The sequence below is a fragment of the Paracoccus sp. DMF-8 genome, from assembly GCF_029309835.1.
GTDB lineage: Bacteria > Pseudomonadota > Alphaproteobacteria > Rhodobacterales > Rhodobacteraceae > Paracoccus.
In genome coordinates this window covers 681,158-697,141 of sequence record NZ_JARJHL010000010.1, presented here as the reverse complement: position 1 = coordinate 697,141, position 15,984 = coordinate 681,158, and the positions used below count along the sequence as shown (strand labels likewise).

Here is a 15,984-nt window from a genome sequence, read left to right as displayed (position 1 = left end):
TGCGCAGGCCGGTCAGGGAAAAGGGGGCGTGATCCCCGCGCCGTATTCGTTCAGCGCATCCTCGAACGACACGGGCCATGCCGCCCCGCTACCGCACGTGATGACGTTGGCGCGCGTGACGGCGCCGGTCAGGCTGTTGCCGATGTCGATCTGCCCGAAAGACAAGCCCGTCAAGGTCTGGCCTGTGACGGTGACGATTTTTTCGCCATCCCAATACCGGACCGTCTCCGCAACCGGATCCACCTCGATTGCCGCGATGGGCAGCGCCGGGGCCGTGACGCCGTTCCAGTTTACGTTTCCGCTGCCGAAATTGCAGTTGTATTGCAGGCGGTTCGCGCTGCCGTCCCACCTCATATTGAGGGTGATGCCAGTTGCCAGCGCCAGCGGGGTGTCTGTTGCGGACGCCTCATCAACCTCAAACTCGACCAGCGCGATAAACCCGTCCGCGATGCTGGCCGTGTTGCCGGTGTTTCGGGCGTATTTGCCCGATGCAAACAGCGGCCCGCGCGCCGGATCCATCCCGACCTCCGCGCCGGTCCCGACGATGGTAAACGCACGCGCGCCAGTGCCCTCTGCCGTAAACCCGGTGATCGCCGCCGACGTGCCGGTGAAGGGCAGCGCGCCGTCCAGATGCAGGTAGCTGACGGCTTCCAGATCGACACCGGGCGTCGGCGCATCCTCGACCTCGATCACGGCAGGCGTTGCAACCGTGCTGTCATGCGCATTGCTCCACGACACCGCCAGCGTCAGGGTGCCCGCCGCCGTGGTCTCATAGGCCAGCGGATCGCCAATCGCCTGCGCGGTCACGTCAGTCGATCCAAGCATCAGCGTCCACGTCGGCGGTCCATCTGCGCCCGTCGCCGCGCCCAGGTTGATCGTCACGCTGTCCCCCACCGTCGCGCTGGCCGGGCTGATGCTGGGCTGCTGCGTAATGATGGGGGCTGTGCCGGGAACTGGGGCCGATACCGGGACGGTGATCGCGATAACGCCGGTCGCCGGGTCGTAGCTGCCCCCCGGTTCAGACCCGATCTGCACCTGCACGCTCAAGCCATTGATTTTGGTCAGCGCCTGTCCCGCCGCCGTCTCGGCCGCGCTGGACGCAAGGGCCGCCTCTTGTGATTGGGCGCGGGCGGCAGCGACCGACGTCGCCATGCTCGTGACCTCGCGGCGCAGGTTGCCAGATTCGACGTTGAAATCCGCCACGACAATCCGGAAGGCAAGCAGTTCGGACGCCAGAGCGGCCAGTTGCTCGGGCGAAACGGGTTGGCGGGATGCCTGATCGATCGACCGGATGATCCTATACATCTGGACCAAGGCCGCAATGATATCGGCACTGATCCCCGCGGCGCGAAGCCCTTGGGCCTGCGCCTCAAACGTGGTGACGTCCATATTTACGGACCCCCTAGAGAATGAAAAAGGGGGCCGATGGCCCCCTGCTTGCTTGGTGATTAAGTCGGCACGCTCTCGGCCATCACGGCCCTGATGCTGGCGCGCTCTGCCGGGGTCGGGATGCGGTCATAGACCACGAGTTCCGCGACGTCAGTCGCCACCGGATCGCCCGCACCGATGACGGGATGCAGCCATAGCGTTGTGGTCTCTGCCAGTGTTGCGCCCACGGCGTATGGGGCGGCTGTATCGCCGTAGTCGGTGTTGTCGTGGATCACGCGGACAGTCGTGCCGACCGCATCCCAGAAGAACTCGACAACATGCCAGTCACCTTGGACATAGCTTCCCTCGGGCGCTCGGTTGACGGTCGGTGCCGGACCTGACTGGAAGTAGTTGGCCTCGAAACGTGACCCTTGGTTCGGGCTGGATGCAGCGGTCTTGTTCGGGTTGTCGGTCCAAGGATCATTTGTGCGGTTGTTGGCGGTCATCAGATCCGTGTTGCCGGTCCCGGTCGGGCGAACAGCCATGCAGAGATACATCTCCGTGGCCGTCAGAGCCACTCGCGGAGCGTCATCGACAGCGGCGTAGCGGGCAAACCGCAGCACCCCATCAACAGCGGTCGGAGCGGTGCCGGTCAGCGCCGGGCCGTCATGATCCGTCGCTGTCATATGCAGGACGTGATCCGAGGGTAGCGCCGCAACCGTGTCGTCGACAACAGGATCGGTGGGCAGCGAGTGCACCGTGGTGGGGCCGACGCTGTTGGTCGCGGTCGCCGAATAGCGCAACACCAGCCCCACATGCTCCAGCAGCAGGGTGATCGTGGTGCCGGTCTCGGTGGTCGGCGTCCATGTCACGCCGTCCGGTGACGTGGACCACAGGCCGGATGTGGACGTCGGCGCGGGATATCCGAGCCAGTTCGGCGGGGTTGCGGTCAGCGTCTCGCCCAGCAACGTATCACCGGAGATAACCGGCAGGCCGTCAGCCTCTGGCGCGCCGGTGACGACATCGGTGCCGTCGAAGGTCCAGTCCGGCAACCAGTCGGGGGTGATGAGCGGGTCATATTCGATCTCGCCGCCCTCGGTGCCGCCCCATCCGGCAGGCTCATACTCCTGTGCGACCCGCAGGGCCAGCGCCCAGTAATATTCGGCCTGTTGCCTGGTCATGCCCGCAGGGATGCGGACGCCCCCGTGCAGCGCGTCATAGGCGGCGATATCGAGTTGATACAGGCAGGTCAGGACAAAGCAATGCAGGCCGTATTCGGATGCTGGCGTGGGATGGATGCCATCGGTAAATGCGTCGGCAATCGTCGTGTATCCCGGCGCGATCTCGGCGGCGATATCGTCATACAGGTGCCGCATCCACAGGTGACCGGGGATGATCCAGATCCGCCAGTCCTCGGGCAGTCCCGGATAAAGCTGGCGCATTTTCCAAGCCGCATAGTCGGTCATGTGCCGGAAAATCTCGCCGTATTTGACCAGCGCATCGCGGAAATTGGGGTAGTTCGTGCGCCACCAGTTGTAGTCCGACGATGGGTCACTGGCCCAGACCTGCGCATCCGGCCAGATCGACCAGAATACGACCTCCGTACCGAAATCAGGCTTGCCGTTTTCGATGGCATTGGCCGAAAATCGGCACAGGTAGTCGAGTTGCCGCAGCCAGATATCGCGCGAGGCGGTGTTTTCGATGGGCACTGGCGGCCCGGCCTCGGTGATCATCAGGGTATCAAACCCATAGATGTCGGTGCGACCATTTCCGAAATATCCACCCTCTGGCCACGTCACGTCGAAACCGTGCCCCCACCGCGCTGCCATGGACGATCCCGGCATGGTCGCAATCGCGAATTTTGCACCGTGCGGATCGGTGATGCCGAGCGTCTGCATGGTGTCGCGGACAGACGTGTGCCACGCCGCATAGGCGTCGGTCAGGCTGTGGCCCGAGTTGATCGTGGTCGAGGCATCGGTGGAGGCCGCGCGCAGTTGGCCCGGCAGGCCCAGCACCTCGACCGGCCCCGACATGGCGGTATTGAGCACATGCCATGTGCCCGCCGCCGTGCCGCTGATGGTCTGCGGCAGGGCCGTGCGCTGGACAAAGCGGATGGTGTCTCCGGTCAGGTCGGCGTCGGTGACGATGATGCGATTTGCCATGTCATTCCTCGATTGTGATTTCGCCCTCGCCGCCCGTGCCGATCAGGGCAGGCACGGCGGGCATGGCTGTGATGATGATTTCGCCCGCGCCGCCGGTCAGGGTCCATTCGGCGGGCGGCTCGGGCGCGTCTGCGATGATGGTTCCTTCCAGTGTCACAGCCGCAGGGTCTCCGACGCCGTTGGCCCAGGTGACCGTAACCGTCCAGGCGGTGTCGGCGCTGACCTCGGGCCAGACGATCAGCCCGCCCCCTGTGCCGGTCTGATCCGGCCAGCCGTCGATCTGTGCCACCCATGTGGCTTCCGGGGCCGGGCTGCCGGTCGCCGCGCCAATGTCCAGCGTGGATGTGCCGCCGGTCGCTGGCGCAGGGCTGATCGCAGGATCATCGGTGACGACCGGGCTGGTGAGCGCGGCTGTGATCGTCGCGCTGGCCGTGCTGACCGCCGGGGCCCCGTAGCCGTTTGACGCCGTCCAGGTCACCACCAATTCGCCCGGCCCGGTCCCGACGAAGCTGTCTCCGACGAGAGCGACGGGCTGGCCGTCAAATGTGGCGCTGCGGGTCACGGTCGGGGTGGGCGTGCCCGAAAAAACCGGGGCCGTCAGGTCAAAGACGGTCCCGAACGGGCCGGTCACCGGGCTGATCACACCGGCCGTCACCAGCGACGGCGCCACGCCCGGCTGCGGCGTCTCGCCACCCTCCAGCGCCTCGATCCGCGCCAGCGCCGCTGCCAGCGCGGTTTCCAGATCGGCGATCCGGGCCAGCGTTTCGGGGGCAACGGGACCGCTGCCGGTCGATCCGGCGACTGCGACGCGCAGGCGATGAACTTCGGCAGAAATCCGGGCAAGATCCTCCATCGTCGCAGGCTTGAGTGTGTTGCGCAGCGCGGAAAATGCAGCGTTGACCGCATCGAATGCGGCAATGACCGTCGGGTCGACCCCGGCTGCGGCCATATCGTCAGTTGGAATCGTCATCGGCCAGCACCATCCAGATACGCGAAAAGGGCCGCCCCCGTTTTGCTCGGGGGCGGCCTATTGTGTTCGGTGAGTTAAGCCCCTGCCCGTTTCAGGGCTTCGGTCAGCTTATCGACGGCCCCACCGGCCAGATCGCGCGCCTTCTCGGTCACGGCCTGTTCAAGGTTCGCCTTAGCAAGATCGACCAGCACATCGGGGTCAGGATTCAGGTTGTTGATGGCATCGGGCACGGACTGGCGCACATAGTGCAGGATGATGTCCAGCGCCTTCTGGCCGGTCAGCTCATGGGCCAGCGCCAACCGCGCGCCGGTCATCAGCGCCGATTGCAGCGCCTGGCGGTGCCGGGCCTCGATGTCGATGCCCCATTTCTCGCGGGCCTTGGCCGAAGCCCATGCAATGATGCCGGTCAGCAGGACGCCGAGGATTTCGACAAGGCCGGGGGTGATCGCGGTCACGATGTCGCGCATTTCTCTATCCTTTCAGGAGGGCGGCCCATGTGGCCGCGTTGATGATGCCGGTCGCGGGGATGCCACGCGCGGTTTGGAAGCTGATGACGGCGGTGCGGGTGCGCGCGCCGAAATTGCCATCGACGCCCTTGGGGTCGTGGCCCTTGGCAAGCAGCAGCGCCTGCGCCTTGCTGACCAACGTGCTGATATCGCCGCGTTGCAGGGTCGGATGCTCGGCGGTGCGGATGGTATCCGCCGACCCCATTGCGGCGGCGATGCGTTCGCGCAGCATGTCACCCACCATCACCGGATCTCCGGGGCCGCCCATGCCGGGCAACCACGCGATGTCCCATTTTCCGCGCTGAGCGATGCCCAGCGAGGGCTGAACTTCGGCATGGGAAAGGACGGTCTTGCGCGTGACCGGGATCCCGTAGCGGCGGCACAGATCGGCGCAAAGCCGGACCAGCGCGGAAACCTGCGCCTCGGTGATCGGCGCGCGGCCGGGTGAAAATGGACGCTCGACGGCGCCCGCCATAGCGGCCAGCGCAACCCCGATGCTGTCGGTATTGGCGTTCAGGGTGTGCGCGGCATATGCGCCGGATCGCAGAAACCCAGTATTTGCTTCGGGCCGGTGCGCGCCTTCGTGGACCGCCCCGCCACCGTCGATGATGAAATGGTAATGCTGACGGTCCAGCGCGGACACGGCATGGCCGCCCGCAGACCAGTGCAGGATGATGCGTTTCATGATTTTCCCATGGGAAAGCCCGCGCGCGGGTGGTGCCCGCGGCGGGCGTGAATCGGTGTTTCAGCCAGCTATTGCCGGGTGAAAGGGTGGTGTCAGAGGTGGTGGAAATCGGTCAGGGCAATATCAAAGAAATTGATATTGCTCAGCGCCAAGGCAGCAGCCTGATCCGCGTCGGATGCAGCCAAGCCCGCCAGACCGGCCAGTAAGGCCGCTCAATTTCGGGAATCATCATCTGGCGGCATTTCAGGGCGCAGTAGAACGCGGCCATCTTCATCAAACTGAAAACGATGTTGATGTAGCGGCCGATGTTCTCGGTTTGCCATGCAGCCGCACCGGGGAGCCACATCCGCATCAAAGGCATACCGACATCCCAATACAGCCCCCGGAAGATGATCGCCCCCGCCAGTACGGCGAATCCGACCGCAAACCACCAGGTTGCGGTGCTGAACTCGCGGAAAGATCCGCGAAAGGCCCAGATCACGGCCAGATATCCGGCGGCATTGACCAAGGCCATGAGTGCGATAGTCAGTGCCATGCTGTCGTATCCTTTCCAATTTCAGCGACAAGGCGCTCCAACACGAGCCGTTGCGCCTTGACCTCTTTCTCGCCCTTTTTCAGATCCTGACGCAGGCACTCGGCCAGCCGGTCGCCTTCCGCCTCGCGGCGGCTTTTCCCGATGATTTGCCGGATGATGCTGATCATTTACGCGCCCTCATCTCTCGGACAGCCTCGCGAAGAGGTTCCGCAAGGGTGCCCATGGCCAGATTGGTCTGTTCAAGAAGGGCGCGGGTCTCTCTGCCCATCTCGCGCACTTCCTCGATCCGCTTTTCCTGGACCGAAACAAGGCGTCGGAACAGAACCGCGATCACTATGCCCATCGCCACAATCACCACGGCGGCAAGACCGCCGCCAATCTCTCGGATAATGTTCTCGGGGTTCATGTCGCGGCCTCCGTAGTTTCCTGCGGCACGTCCGGGTTCTCAATATGCAGGCTGGTAATGAATCCTTCGCGGGACAGCGAATGCGTCACGGTCTTGATCCGGTAAGTCCCGTCGACGCCCTGACGCAGACCGGACAGGACGCAGGCCCCGCCGGGGATCGCGTCAGGCTCGCCCTCGATCACGACGATACCCCCACCGGCGCTGGCCTTGATGGCCGCCGCGCGCGCATCTGCCTGCCGCTGCGCATCGTCCTTGTCACTGCCGGGCGGCGTGACTTTGAAAACCGCATCGCTGGTCAGGCCGGTCGAAACCTCGACCTTGTCCCATTTTCCGCCCTTCTGGTCGTAGAACTCGCACACGACCTTACCGAAGATTCCCCGACCGAGGATCGGGGCCACGTCCTAGGACTGCACATTGCGGCCCCATGCGGCGGTGATCGAGGGCGCGTAGGCCGCCCCCTTGCGCGACATGACGGCGGCATCACCCTGAATCGCGAATTGGCCGCCGATCCGCTGTGCGAGGCGCTGGCCCATCGCCAGAAAACTGTCGTCGGTCATCGCCCAATATTTCAGGGTGATCTTCGCCAGTTCGGGATCGACCTTGACGGTGGCAATCTTCGCATCGCCGCCAGCGTCCTGCAGGATGGTCTGGACGGTCGCGTTGTCCCAATGGCGGCGCTTGCCTGATTTTGCCCCGCCCCGGCTGTCAAAGCCCCTGGCGCTGACGTTGAGCATCATGCCGCTATGGCGGCTGCAGCTGGACCGCACGTCGTCAATCGTGCCTTTGAAAACGTCCCGCATTCCGCGATCTGCCCACCCCAACGAAACGGTCATCACCTCGCCGACACTCGGGAACGCGATCTGCGCGTTCGTGTCGTCCAGAGATATCGACACGGTGTCGCCCTCGTCACCCGCGTTCAGCGTGACGCTCAGGTTCTGCAGGATGCTATTGAGGCGGGTGGTGACGTCGCGGTCGCCGACCGTGATCTTGAAAATGGATCGCTTCGACATTCTTGCATCACCACAGTTCGATTTTCGATGCCGGCGCGGCGTCCTCGACGGCGGCGGGGATCGGCATGTTGACCACCGTCCCGACCGGCAGGAACATCCCGAGGTCTGCAAGGCCGGGATTTGCCGCCCAGACCCGCTCTGCAAGACCGGGCATGTGCTCGCGGAACCGACGCCAGATCAGCAGCGGGACGGTGATCCCGTCACCTGCCACCCGGATCTGTTCGATATGCTCAGACATTGAACAGCCCCCCGACCGCGCCGCCCATCGCTTGGAAATAGCCGGTTGCCGATGGGCGACCGCTGCGTTTCAAGCCGATCTCGACGTCGATCATGCGACCGACGCCGGCGCCGTTAAGATATGAGCTGCTTTCGGTCACCGCCTCGACCACAACCCAGCCCATCAGCAGGCCGTCGCCCCGCATCATATATTGCGGGGCGCCAGCGAGGCGCATCAGGTTCAGGATGGTCAGGCTCGACATGCCCCCGAATTTCTCCGGGAACAGCTTCGCGCTGATCGACCACGCCTGACCGCCGTCGCCAACAAATTCGAGCGGAGGCCGCGCCCCGAGAACGGCCTTTTCCGCAAAACCCGCCGTTGCCGTGCTGGTGATGGCGGTTGCGTTGAAAGGCGCGACCTCGAATTTCAGCGGGCCGATAAGCATAAGCATGAGGGTGATCCCTTCTCAGATATCGGCCAGCGCGGCGCGCATGGACGCGCCAAGTTCGCGGTCAAGGATTGCCTTCACGCGGCGGGCCAAGGATTCTGCGCTCTCGCCCGGCACCGCGTTGATGGTGATCGGGGCGCTGACGGTGATCGGCGCCCCGCCCGGCCCCTTGCCGGTGGGGTGGACGTAGCCGGACCGGGTGGGGGTGATGATCTCGGGGCCATCCTCACCAACCTGATAGGTGCCGCCCGCCGAAACCGGGCCGCCGGAACGGCGGGCGCCGTCAACGCGCGGATCGCGCATCGTCGGGTTGCTGTTCATGTAGGAGGATGCGGCTTCATCCTGCGTCGTGAACACGATGTCCCCAACCGCATCCTTGATGCGGCCCGGAATGGCGCGAACCCACTCCATCAGATCCTCGAACTTCTGGACCATGCCGTCCCAGAGCTTCTGGATGATTTCGAGACCGGCGTTGAACATCTCGGCGCCCGCCGCGATGATCCCAGCGGGGATGGCCTTGATCCGGTCGATGACGCGCTTCGCAACATCGCGGGCGCGTTCCTCAAGTTCCGCGGATTCCTCGGGCGTCAGGACCTCGCGCGAGAACAGGCCGGAAAGGCCGCCCATGACGAAATCCACCACGCTTTGCATGGCGTCCTTGACCCGATCCCACGCCGCGCTGAAACCGTCGAGGATCGGCGTGAGAGGCGACAGCCATTCCCCGACCGCCTCGATTGCAGGCCGCAAAGCCTCGCCAACCGCGCGGGCAACACCCCGAACAATCGCGCTGATCCGATCCCAGTATTTCCACGCCGCGCCGACCGCGACGATGGCCGCCGCGATCCCGGCCCAGACAGGCGCGCTGATCGCGCCCAGGGCGGCGGTGACCGCCCCGATCGCAGGCCCGACCAGGCGCAGGCCCGGCGTCGCCCCGATGATGCCCCGCAGGCCAGCACCGATCTTGGCGAGGTTGCCAAGGCGAACGCCCGACATCGCGGCCAGGGCGGTCTGCAACGCCATGGACGCCCGCGCCGCGCCGACAAGGCGGGCGGCGGTGCCGCCGATGCCGTGCAAGCCCATCGCGGCAAGGTTCAGCACGCCAGACTTGCCCAGCAGGCCCGCGAACCGCAGGGCGGCGATGGCGCCCCGGAAAGCGATAACCCCGGCCGTCGCCATCAGCAGCCCCCGGATCAGTTCGGGATCTGCGCGGGCGAAATCCGTGATCGCCGCCACGACCGGCGTCAGCCGCTCGATCAGTTCGTTGATGGCCGGAATCAGCGCCTCCCCTATCACGACCTTGAGCGCGTGCATCCGGTTGTTGAAGGTGATGACCGCGTTGTCGAAGGTCGCGGCGCGCACCTCGAATTCCTTGAACGCCGATCCGGCATATTCGGATTCCTTGGCCACAAGTCCGACGCTTTCACGGATCAGGTTCAGGTTCGTCAGCAGCGGGCCAAGCGCCCGCGCCTCGTCACCGAACAGATCGGACGACACAGAGGCCCGCATTTCGGCGGGAAGCTGGCTCATGCGCTCCATCACGTCGATGGTCGTGCCGACCGCATCCTCCTGCATCCGGCGTGCAACGTCCTCGGCATCGAGGCCGAGTTTCTGGAATGCCGCGCTTTGGCGCTTGGTCGCGCTGGCGCCGCGCGTCAGGGCGCGGCCCATGTTCATGAAGCTGGTCGCGGCCACCTCGGTCTGCGCGCCCGACGCGACCATGGCCGAACCGAAGGCGGCGGTTTCCTCAGCGGTAAAACCGTATTGCTTGCCCATCGCGCCGACGCGACGGACGATGTCCAGAACCTCGGCCGCCGTCGCCGCCTGGTTGTTCGACAGGTGGTTCATGGCGTCTGAAAGGCGGATCACCTCGTCCAGTGTCAGGCCCAGGCCGGTCTGCAGTTTGGCCATCGCCAGACCGGCATCACCCGCCGAGATATCGAATGCCACCCCGATCTTGGCCGCCGCCTCGGTGAAGGCGACCAGATCCTCGGCGGCAACGCCGTTCTGACCAGCCGCCGCCGCAATCTCGGCCAGACCGTTGACGGTGACCGGGATGCGGGTCGAAAGCTCCATCAGGTCTTTCTGGAACTGCTGCAGCCCGTCGGGCGTCGGGAAATCGACGACCTTCTTGACGTCGGCCATCGCGCTTTCGAACTCGCGCGCGGCCTGCACAGGGCCGCCGATGGCGCCCTTGAGCATATACCACGACCCGACCGCATCCACGATGCCCCCACGGGCGCGGGAAAGCGCCTCGTCGGTGCGGGCGATGGACGCATCGAGGCGGCGGGATGCCTCGGGAAATCCGCCGCCCCATGCGCGCTGGTTTAGCCCCTCAAGCGATCGGGCGACCGCACGCGCCGGTGCCGTAACCCGATCAACCAGAGAGACGATCAGGCTGCTGGTTTGCGTTGCCATGATGATGACCTCAGCGGTTCATGGCCCGCGACAAGCTGACGGCCTCGTTGTGGTATTCGACCAGATCGACCCAATCCATCGCCTCAAGGGCGGGGATCGGGGTGCGCAAAATGGCCGCCACGGTGGCGATCATTCGGCGGGCTGATCCGGCGATTTGCCCTTGGGAAAAAAATCGACGGCCTGCTCCGAAATCTCGATCAGATCCTCGGCGTCCATGTCCGACGCCTCATCGAAGGTCAGGCCGGTGACCGCCGCGACGGTCGCAACGACCATCGCGAACCCGGCATCTGCGCCGCTCTCGCCCCGGTGCTTGTCAAAGATCAGCATGTCGCGCCCCTTGGGGCGACGCAGGCGAACCTCTTGCAGGCTGACCTTCGCGCCATCGACATTGACCTCGACCGGCTCGCGCAGGGCGATGGTGTTCTCTTTTGCCACGTGCGATCCCCCGTCAGATCAGGCGCAGAATGCGCTTTTCCTGTGCATTTTCGTCACGACCGTTGATGCGATAGTCGGACGAGAAGAAATCCCAATAGAACTTCTCCCGGCCCTGCCAATACAGTTCGTAATGCAGGATTCCGTTGATGGCGTAGTCGTGCGACTGGAACTCGCCACGAGTGAACGCCTCGCCCTCGATCTTGCCGAGACGACCGGCCATCACCGCCTTGACCTCGATCAAGCCGCCGGTGCGCTTGTTGCGCACAACGCCGTAGCTGGTGAAGTTCTTCGTGCCGACACGGCCAAGACCAAACTCGTTGAGCATATCGGGGTCCCATCCGCCCAGCTTGAAGGTGCTGGACAGCTTGGAAACACCGACGTTGACCTCGATCCCGACCAGCGATCCGCCGGGGTGGTGGTCTTGGTAGTTTTCTTCCAGCACCGGCAGCGCGATTTCGGTCAGCGTCAGGTGCTTGGATTTGCTCGGATCGTCATCGCCGCAAAACAAGTTGGCGGCTTCCATGACAAAAATTCGCGGCCATATCGAAACCTCATGCGCTCGCGTGAATGTGGATGCCGCGCGCCGTCAGGGGCGCGCGGTCGCGGTTCGATCAGCCGGCGGCGGATGCCAGTTCCTCGATCATGCCCTCAAGGGCCGAACGATAGCGGCCCGATTTGATGTTGATCCGGCGCAGGACCGGCGCCTCCTCCGCCAAGAACGAAACGGTCAGGTGGCCGTTGCGCAGATCCTCGGGGCTGTTTTCGTCGGGGAAGAAATCGACCTTGAAGTCGATGATGTCTCCCGCCGCCTTGAGTTCGTTCAGGGCGCTGCGCAGCGTATTCAGGATCGCCTGAATCGTCTGACCCGTGATGTTGAACCGGCCCAGATAGGTCCGCAGGGTCTTGAGGCACATCAGATGGATGTAATCCCGCCCTCGCGTCACATTGTAGAAGCGCCACAGGTCATCGCTGCCCGCCGTGTCGGTGCCGATGAAGACGAACCCGCCATCTGCGATGCCGCCATCGACGCCAAGCTCCCCCCGCGTGAGGATGCCGACATTCGCCGCCAGCAGCATCTGGCCCTCGGTCGTGTCGTCGGTCATCGAGAACTTGACCGGGCGCGACGGGCCGACGATGCCCTGAACCGCCTGGTTTGCCCATGAATGGAACGGGCGCCCCTCGAACTCTGCGTCACGGCGAACCGCGATCCCCAGAACAGCGGGCGAGAGCGGAGCGGTGTAAGGCTCGCCGTCCGCGTCGATCAGGCGAACGCCGGGTTCAACCGGGATGATGCGCTGGCTGCTGATGGCTTCTCGCCACGCCTGCGCGGCGGCAAAGGTGGTGCCGGGGCCATCGACCACGGCATGGGCCAGCAGGCGCGGGCAGATGCCCGCCAGAGCGCCGACCACGGCGTTGCCTCCGCCGCCCTCGGCCAGTTGCGAGGTAAAGCCCGGCGCGGCCAGCAGGCGCGGCGTGTAGCCCAATTCCTCGGGCGCGCGCAGGAAGGCCGAAACGCCGGTCAGGGCGCCGTCGCCGACAATGTTGGCGATGGTGGCCGCCGTGTCGACGCCAGCGGCAACCCGGACGACGACGGCCAGCGCCGAAGCCTTGAGTTCCCCAGCTGCGAGTTGACCATCTTGACCGCATCGGCCAGCGTGCCGGCCGCACCAAGGGCGGTGATCATGGCCGCGTCAGAGGTGCGGACCAAGACGGGTTCGTCATAGGGAAAAACGTCGGGATCGGCATCCGGCGCCACGCCGATGATGCCGAGAATCGAAAGGTCACCCCAGGTAGCGGGGCGCGGTTCGCCGTCGATCATGCTGATCGTAAGGCCGAAAGTGGGCATGACTGCCTCCTTTATGTGAGGTTTTAGCGGAAGATGATTCCGGAGCCGGAGACGCTGTTGGTTGCTTGAGATGCGCCGCCAATCGCGCCCGAGGCAAAGACAATGCCCCCCTCTGCAACAACGATGTCGGTCGCGGAGGGCGAAGTGCCGGCCTGGGTGTTGGCGGAAATGGCGCTGACCTGCGCCCCGCGCGTGGCGCGGATGCCGCCTTGGACAGATCCCGCACAGTTAGCCAAGACGGCGTTGACCACCGCGCCGTGCGTTGCAAACAGCCCCCTGTCAGCAGCCCCGGACAGATCGGCACCGTGCACGGTGCCCGACACACCACCCGCAAAGTGCGCGCCGTGACTGCCTGCGCCAGAGAAAATGGAATTCATGGCAAAAATTTCGCCGGAATGGGTCACCAGAATTCCCTCTGCTCCGGCGTTCTTCACCCCGGCCCCCGCCGAAACGCTCGCGAAGCCACCACCCCAAACCATAACCCCGGCCCGATTGGCGGCAGCACCCGTTGCCATCATGGAAAAAAGCGCGGAAATTCGGGGAAGCACACCACCCATCATTGCGGCGAATGCGGGGTATCGCTCACCAGCCATTTCCGTCAGATAGGCCCGGTCAATCAGAACTTCCGGTTCATCGGAAACGATCTCAATCCAACCGAGACTGACCCCGGAAACTATGACCTGCTCACGCATTACATACCCCGACAGAAGGCGGATCGTTGCGGTGAACCCACCCGAGCGGAATGCGGGGCGGCGGCGCGACAATTCGGCCAGCGCCTCGTTGATCGACGCATACTGACCACCGGCCCCGACCGTCACCTCGACGTCAGCGACCTGACGCAGGTCATCGACGGCGGCTTTCAGGTAGGATGTGCGGTTGGCGAGTTCTTGAATCGGCCAGTTCAACAGGCCCTCATCCGCGGCCGGATTTACCGGGCCACCGGACGGAATCCACCCGTTTTGAAGCGCGGGAATGGTGGGTGCCCACACACCGGTCTCGGCAATGGGCGGAACGCTAGGAACATCGACCATGGTCCTTAATCCTCTTCGTAGATGTAGATATTGCCGATGGCGACATCGTCGCCGATCAGCCAAAGGCCATCGCCGATGGTGTAGAACTCACCAGCTAGGGTGATCGTCCGCAGGCGGCATCGCGCGGGGGCGACCTCGCGCAGGCGCTCGCGCAGGCGAGTGGCGGACCAGCGCGGAACTGGCTGCATCAGATCAATCCAGTAATCCGCCCAACCATAGCCATCGGGGCCGATAACCCACGATCCGGACGGAATCCGGGCGCCGCCCACGAGGATATCGCTGTCACCGATCTTTGGGACCGACCCCATCTCGGTAATAACCGCATCGCCGTAGCCCTCAAACCGCAGCATCTCGCGGACCGCCCAGACGGTGCCCTTCCGGGCATGCCGCAGGACAGACTGCGCGATGGCCTCGCGTTTCTTCGGGACCAGCCAATCGGGGTTCCACTCATCGACCGACAGGTGCCATGCCAGCCACGGCAGCACGGCGGCCGGGGCGGTGGACGCCGACATCAGGTGGCGGATCGGGATGTCGATATCGAACGCCCTGATCACGCCCTCGGCCAATGCGATTTCCGCCCGCCCGCTGTGGGGCGGCAGGATATCCTCTGCACGATCCATCGGGCGCTACCTCTCAAACCGCAGCGTCAGGCCGGACGCCACCGGGAACCGGATCGGCGTGGTCTGGAAATCCTCGGTCGGGCGGATCAGGTCGACTCGACTGACCCCGTGGCGATGTAGCGCGGCCATCAGCGCGGACAGCGCAACCCGCGCGCCCGGCTGTCGGACCTGCGCGAAATACGCATCCAGCGCGGCCCGCGCTTCCGCCTCAACCACGTCGGCATCAGGCCCCTTCTCGATGTGGACCGTAGCCTCGACATGGACGCCCTGCGCGGACGATCCGAACACCGTCACATTGTCGCACAAGGGGCGCACCTCGTCGGCGTTCAGCGCGGCGGTGACCGCGTCCAGCACCTCGGACGGCGGCGCATCGTTACCCTCGCGGGCCATCACATAGACCCAGACGTTGCCGCTCGGCACGCCCAGACCGGGCGTGTCCGGGCCCCCCACAAAGACGCCGCCGATATCCTCGTGCGCGGACAGCGCGTGAAACTCATATGCGCCGCGCGACCCCGCGCTGGTGTATCCCTCGGGCGCAAGCTGGACCCGGCGCCGAAACTCGTCATCGCCTTCATAGGTCATAACGCCGGTGGCCAGATCCAGCGCGATGACGCGCCGCTCGATGCCAAACAGCGCGCCAAGGTGATCAAGATCGGTGCCGGTCGCATAGGCCAACATCACCGATTTCGCGGCGTCGTTGACCCGCGCCCGCGTCAGCAGCACATAGGCGGCGCAGGTTTCGAGGATCTTGACCGCCGTCTCGCTCGACCGATAGCACGGGCGCGAGTTCGGGCATGTTCAGCGCGACGACCTCTTTCATCTCAGCGAGGATCGCCTCGAAACTCAATTCCTCGATCACCTTCGGCGCGGGCAGACCCGACAGATCGACTTGGGTGTAGGCCATGCAGGGTCACCTCACAGTAAGATTTTCATCGGCCCCAAGGCTGATGGACAGATCGCGGCGCGACCGCACGCTGACATCGCCAAGCAGGGCGCGGGGCCGATAATGGCCCCTGATGATCAGGGACAGTTCGCCGGACCCGGAATCGCCGCCGTCAATCGCCACCTCGATCACCTCAAAGCGCGGCTCCCAAAGGTCGATGGCTGATGTGATCGACGCAAAGACCGGCAGCATCTCGCCCCGCGTGATGTTGCGCCCCAGCGCGTCCGGCAGGAACGTCCCATACCATTCCCGCATGAGGCGCGCGCCGAAACGGGTCATCAGCATGTCTCGGATGCAGCTGCAAACATGCTCCCATCCGGTCAGGGCGCGGCCGGTGTGCGGGTCGATGCCAAAGCTAGGATCTTGCGCCATGGGTCGCGCCCCTCA

The 15,984-nt window shown here is 64.7% G+C and carries 22 protein-coding genes; all 22 read right to left on the bottom strand.

What is annotated here, in order from left to right; genetic code table 11:
* Nucleotides 1–12: 12 nt before the first annotated feature.
* Entirely contained in the window at nt 13–1,389 is a 1,377-nt protein-coding gene (locus PE067_RS10760) for a hypothetical protein (protein ID WP_276189383.1), read from the bottom strand.
* Between the two features lie 59 nt (nt 1,390–1,448).
* Nucleotides 1,449–3,530, bottom strand: coding sequence for a hypothetical protein (locus tag PE067_RS10755; protein WP_276189382.1), 2,082 nt, complete (start codon nt 3,528–3,530; stop codon nt 1,449–1,451).
* 1 nt (nt 3,531) lies between these two features.
* Complete coding sequence (locus tag PE067_RS10750; RefSeq protein WP_276189381.1) at nt 3,532–4,500, bottom strand: hypothetical protein; 969 nt, start codon at nt 4,498–4,500, stop codon at nt 3,532–3,534.
* A 74-nt stretch (nt 4,501–4,574) separates the two neighbouring features.
* Nucleotides 4,575–4,967: a hypothetical protein gene (locus tag PE067_RS10745; RefSeq protein WP_276189380.1), complete on the bottom strand. Its 393-nt coding sequence runs from the start codon at nt 4,965–4,967 to the stop codon at nt 4,575–4,577.
* A 4-nt stretch (nt 4,968–4,971) separates the two neighbouring features.
* Complete coding sequence (locus tag PE067_RS10740) at nt 4,972–5,691, bottom strand: N-acetylmuramoyl-L-alanine amidase (RefSeq protein ID WP_276189379.1); 720 nt, start codon at nt 5,689–5,691, stop codon at nt 4,972–4,974.
* Nucleotides 5,692–5,833: 142 nt separating this feature from the next.
* Complete coding sequence (locus PE067_RS10735) at nt 5,834–6,226, bottom strand: hypothetical protein (protein ID WP_276189378.1); 393 nt, start codon at nt 6,224–6,226, stop codon at nt 5,834–5,836.
* Nucleotides 6,217–6,393, bottom strand: a complete 177-nt coding sequence (locus PE067_RS10730; protein ID WP_276189377.1) for a hypothetical protein — start codon at nt 6,391–6,393, stop codon at nt 6,217–6,219. The genes PE067_RS10735 and PE067_RS10730 overlap by 10 nt, the downstream gene beginning before the upstream one ends.
* A complete protein-coding gene (locus tag PE067_RS10725; RefSeq protein ID WP_276189376.1) occupies nt 6,390–6,632 on the bottom strand; it encodes a hypothetical protein in 243 nt (80 codons plus the stop codon). The genes PE067_RS10730 and PE067_RS10725 overlap by 4 nt, the downstream gene beginning before the upstream one ends.
* On the bottom strand, nt 6,629–7,030 hold the full coding sequence (locus tag PE067_RS10720) for a hypothetical protein (RefSeq protein WP_276189375.1): 402 nt from the start codon (nt 7,028–7,030) through the stop codon (nt 6,629–6,631). Before PE067_RS10720 ends, PE067_RS10725 begins: the two co-directional genes overlap by 4 nt.
* Nucleotides 7,031–7,033: 3 nt before the next feature.
* Entirely contained in the window at nt 7,034–7,642 is a 609-nt protein-coding gene (locus PE067_RS10715; RefSeq protein WP_276189374.1) for a hypothetical protein, read from the bottom strand.
* 7 nt (nt 7,643–7,649) lie between these two features.
* Nucleotides 7,650–7,880 (bottom strand): tail protein X, encoded by a 231-nt coding sequence (locus tag PE067_RS10710; protein WP_276189373.1) that lies wholly within the window; start codon nt 7,878–7,880, stop codon nt 7,650–7,652.
* Nucleotides 7,873–8,310: a phage tail protein gene (locus tag PE067_RS10705; RefSeq protein ID WP_276189372.1), complete on the bottom strand. Its 438-nt coding sequence runs from the start codon at nt 8,308–8,310 to the stop codon at nt 7,873–7,875. Before PE067_RS10705 ends, PE067_RS10710 begins: the two co-directional genes overlap by 8 nt.
* 15 nt (nt 8,311–8,325) lie before the next feature.
* Nucleotides 8,326–10,722, bottom strand: a complete 2,397-nt coding sequence (locus PE067_RS10700) for a phage tail tape measure protein (RefSeq protein WP_276189371.1) — start codon at nt 10,720–10,722, stop codon at nt 8,326–8,328.
* Nucleotides 10,723–10,851: 129 nt separating this feature from the next.
* Complete coding sequence (locus PE067_RS10695; RefSeq protein WP_276189370.1) at nt 10,852–11,157, bottom strand: phage tail assembly protein; 306 nt, start codon at nt 11,155–11,157, stop codon at nt 10,852–10,854.
* A 13-nt stretch (nt 11,158–11,170) separates the two neighbouring features.
* Nucleotides 11,171–11,680 (bottom strand): phage major tail tube protein, encoded by a 510-nt coding sequence (locus PE067_RS10690; protein ID WP_276189369.1) that lies wholly within the window; start codon nt 11,678–11,680, stop codon nt 11,171–11,173.
* 88 nt (nt 11,681–11,768) lie between these two features.
* Nucleotides 11,769–12,641: a phage tail sheath C-terminal domain-containing protein gene (locus PE067_RS10685; protein ID WP_276189368.1), complete on the bottom strand. Its 873-nt coding sequence runs from the start codon at nt 12,639–12,641 to the stop codon at nt 11,769–11,771.
* A gap of 35 nt (nt 12,642–12,676) precedes the next feature.
* Nucleotides 12,677–13,003 carry a hypothetical protein gene (locus PE067_RS10680; RefSeq protein ID WP_276189367.1) on the bottom strand — a complete coding sequence of 109 codons (327 nt, stop codon included), beginning with the start codon at nt 13,001–13,003 and terminating at the stop codon, nt 12,677–12,679.
* Between the two features lie 23 nt (nt 13,004–13,026).
* Nucleotides 13,027–14,034 carry a hypothetical protein gene (locus PE067_RS10675; RefSeq protein ID WP_276189366.1) on the bottom strand — a complete coding sequence of 336 codons (1,008 nt, stop codon included), beginning with the start codon at nt 14,032–14,034 and terminating at the stop codon, nt 13,027–13,029.
* 5 nt (nt 14,035–14,039) lie between these two features.
* Complete coding sequence (locus PE067_RS10670; protein ID WP_276189365.1) at nt 14,040–14,654, bottom strand: phage tail protein I; 615 nt, start codon at nt 14,652–14,654, stop codon at nt 14,040–14,042.
* Nucleotides 14,655–14,660: 6 nt separating this feature from the next.
* Nucleotides 14,661–15,332 (bottom strand): baseplate J/gp47 family protein, encoded by a 672-nt coding sequence (locus PE067_RS10665; RefSeq protein WP_276189364.1) that lies wholly within the window; start codon nt 15,330–15,332, stop codon nt 14,661–14,663.
* A complete protein-coding gene (locus PE067_RS10660; protein ID WP_276189363.1) occupies nt 15,301–15,558 on the bottom strand; it encodes a hypothetical protein in 258 nt (85 codons plus the stop codon). Before PE067_RS10660 ends, PE067_RS10665 begins: the two co-directional genes overlap by 32 nt.
* Before the next feature lie 6 nt (nt 15,559–15,564).
* Nucleotides 15,565–15,969 carry a GPW/gp25 family protein gene (locus PE067_RS10655; protein WP_276189362.1) on the bottom strand — a complete coding sequence of 135 codons (405 nt, stop codon included), beginning with the start codon at nt 15,967–15,969 and terminating at the stop codon, nt 15,565–15,567.
* Nucleotides 15,970–15,984 lie beyond the last annotated feature (15 nt).